This window comes from Pseudomonas sp. 58(2021) (assembly GCF_017491585.1).
GTDB classification, from domain to species: domain Bacteria; phylum Pseudomonadota; class Gammaproteobacteria; order Pseudomonadales; family Pseudomonadaceae; genus Aquipseudomonas; species Aquipseudomonas fluorescens_BT.
On sequence record NZ_JAFGYZ010000046.1, the window covers coordinates 1 to 3,276 of the forward strand.

General features: G+C 51.4%; 2 rRNA genes. Both read right to left on the reverse strand.

Going from position 1 to position 3,276, the window contains the following annotated elements:
- Nucleotides 1-2: 2 nt before the first annotated feature.
- Nucleotides 3-118: ribosomal RNA gene (rrf, locus tag J5M72_RS28670) — 5S ribosomal RNA — on the reverse strand.
- Nucleotides 119-283: 165 nt separating this feature from the next.
- Nucleotides 284-3,175, reverse strand: a 23S ribosomal RNA gene (locus tag J5M72_RS28675).
- Nucleotides 3,176-3,276: the final 101 nt, after the last annotated feature.

The window sequence follows — 3,276 nt, forward strand, 5'->3', positions numbered from 1 at the left end:
AATCTTGACGATGACCTACTCTCACATGGGGAAACCCCACACTACCATCGGCGATGCATCGTTTCACTTCTGAGTTCGGGATGGGATCAGGTGGTTCCAACGCTCTATGGTCGTCAAGAAATTCGGGTACTGACTCGTGACCGGACGGCCTCGCTTCAGCAAATTGGGTATGGGATAGTTTTCGGTGCTTTGTGAGCGTCGAACTTTCGGTTCATTGCGTCTTCACACACCGCAATCTGGTTGCTCTGGTTTAGAGAGCCGACGCAAATTGCTTGGGTGTTATATGGTCAAGCCTCACGGGCAATTAGTATTGGTTAGCTCAACGCCTCACAGCGCTTACACACCCAACCTATCAACGTCGTAGTCTTCGACGGCCCTTCAGGGAACTCAAGGTTCCAGTGAGATCTCATCTTGAGGCAAGTTTCCCGCTTAGATGCTTTCAGCGGTTATCTTTTCCGAACATAGCTACCCGGCAATGCCACTGGCGTGACAACCGGAACACCAGAGGTTCGTCCACTCCGGTCCTCTCGTACTAGGAGCAGCCCCTCTCAAATCTCAAACGTCCACGGCAGATAGGGACCGAACTGTCTCACGACGTTCTAAACCCAGCTCGCGTACCACTTTAAATGGCGAACAGCCATACCCTTGGGACCGGCTTCAGCCCCAGGATGTGATGAGCCGACATCGAGGTGCCAAACACCGCCGTCGATATGAACTCTTGGGCGGTATCAGCCTGTTATCCCCGGAGTACCTTTTATCCGTTGAGCGATGGCCCTTCCATACAGAACCACCGGATCACTAAGACCTACTTTCGTACCTGCTCGACGTGTCTGTCTCGCAGTCAAGCGCGCTTTTGCCTTTATACTCTACGACCGATTTCCGACCGGTCTGAGCGCACCTTCGTACTCCTCCGTTACTCTTTAGGAGGAGACCGCCCCAGTCAAACTACCCACCATACACTGTCCTCGATCCGGATAACGGACCTGAGTTAGAACCTCAAAGTTGCCAGGGTGGTATTTCAAGGATGGCTCCACGCGAACTGGCGTCCACGCTTCAAAGCCTCCCACCTATCCTACACAAGCAAATTCAAAGTCCAGTGCAAAGCTATAGTAAAGGTTCACGGGGTCTTTCCGTCTAGCCGCGGATACACTGCATCTTCACAGCGATTTCAATTTCACTGAGTCTCGGGTGGAGACAGCGCCGCCATCGTTACGCCATTCGTGCAGGTCGGAACTTACCCGACAAGGAATTTCGCTACCTTAGGACCGTTATAGTTACGGCCGCCGTTTACCGGGGCTTCGATCAAGAGCTTCGCGTTAGCTAACCCCATCAATTAACCTTCCGGCACCGGGCAGGCGTCACACCCTATACGTCCACTTTCGTGTTTGCAGAGTGCTGTGTTTTTAATAAACAGTCGCAGCGGCCTGGTATCTTCGACCGGCATGAGCTTACGGAGCAAGTCCTTCACCCTCACCGGCGCACCTTCTCCCGAAGTTACGGTGCCATTTTGCCTAGTTCCTTCACCCGAGTTCTCTCAAGCGCCTTGGTATTCTCTACCCAACCACCTGTGTCGGTTTGGGGTACGGTTCCTGGTTATCTGAAGCTTAGAAGCTTTTCTTGGAAGCATGGCATCAACCACTTCGTGTTCTAAAAGAACACTCGTCATCAGCTCTCGGCCTTAAGATCCCGGATTTACCTAAGATCTCAGCCTACCACCTTAAACTTGGACAACCAACGCCAAGCTGGCCTAGCCTTCTCCGTCCCTCCATCGCAATAACCAGAAGTACAGGAATATTAACCTGTTTTCCATCGACTACGCTTTTCAGCCTCGCCTTAGGGACCGACTAACCCTGCGTCGATTAACGTTGCGCAGGAAACCTTGGTCTTTCGGCGTGGGTGTTTTTCACACCCATTGTCGTTACTCATGTCAGCATTCGCACTTCTGATACCTCCAGCAAGCTTCTCAACTCACCTTCACAGGCTTACAGAACGCTCCTCTACCGCATCACTTACGTGATACCCGTAGCTTCGGTGTATGGTTTGAGCCCCGTTACATCTTCCGCGCAGGCCGACTCGACTAGTGAGCTATTACGCTTTCTTTAAAGGGTGGCTGCTTCTAAGCCAACCTCCTAGCTGTCTAAGCCTTCCCACATCGTTTCCCACTTAACCATAACTTTGGGACCTTAGCTGACGGTCTGGGTTGTTTCCCTTTTCACGACGGACGTTAGCACCCGCCGTGTGTCTCCCATGCTCGGCACTTGTAGGTATTCGGAGTTTGCATCGGTTTGGTAAGTCGGGATGACCCCCTAGCCGAAACAGTGCTCTACCCCCTACAGTGATACATGAGGCGCTACCTAAATAGCTTTCGAGGAGAACCAGCTATCTCCGAGCTTGATTAGCCTTTCACTCCGATCCACAGGTCATCCGCTAACTTTTCAACGGTAGTCGGTTCGGTCCTCCAGTCAGTGTTACCTAACCTTCAACCTGCCCATGGATAGATCGCCCGGTTTCGGGTCTATTCCCAGCGACTAGACGCCCTATTAAGACTCGCTTTCGCTACGCCTCCCCTATTCGGTTAAGCTCGCCACTGAAAATAAGTCGCTGACCCATTATACAAAAGGTACGCAGTCACAGAACAAAGTCTGCTCCCACTGCTTGTACGCATACGGTTTCAGGATCTATTTCACTCCCCTCTCCGGGGTTCTTTTCGCCTTTCCCTCACGGTACTAGTTCACTATCGGTCAGTCAGTAGTATTTAGCCTTGGAGGATGGTCCCCCCATATTCAGACAAAGTTTCTCGTGCTCCGTCCTACTCGATTTCATGACTAAGAGATTTTCGCGTACAGGGCTATCACCCACTATGGCCGCACTTTCCAGAGCGTTCCGCTAATCTCAAAGCCACTTAAGGGCTAGTCCCCGTTCGCTCGCCACTACTAAGGGAATCTCGGTTGATTTCTTTTCCTCAGGGTACTTAGATGTTTCAGTTCCCCTGGTTCGCCTCTTGCACCTATGTATTCAGTACAAGATAACCATCTTGTGATGGCTGGGTTCCCCCATTCAGACATCTCCGGATCAAAGTCTGTTTGCCGACTCCCCGAAGCTTTTCGCAGGCTACCACGTCTTTCATCGCCTCTGACTGCCAAGGCATCCACCGTATGCGCTTCTTCACTTGACCATATAACCCCAAGCAATCTGGTTATACTGTGAAGACGACATTCGCCGAAAATTCGAATTTCTCAACTAAGAGAACTCACAAATTTTACCTTAGCCTGATCT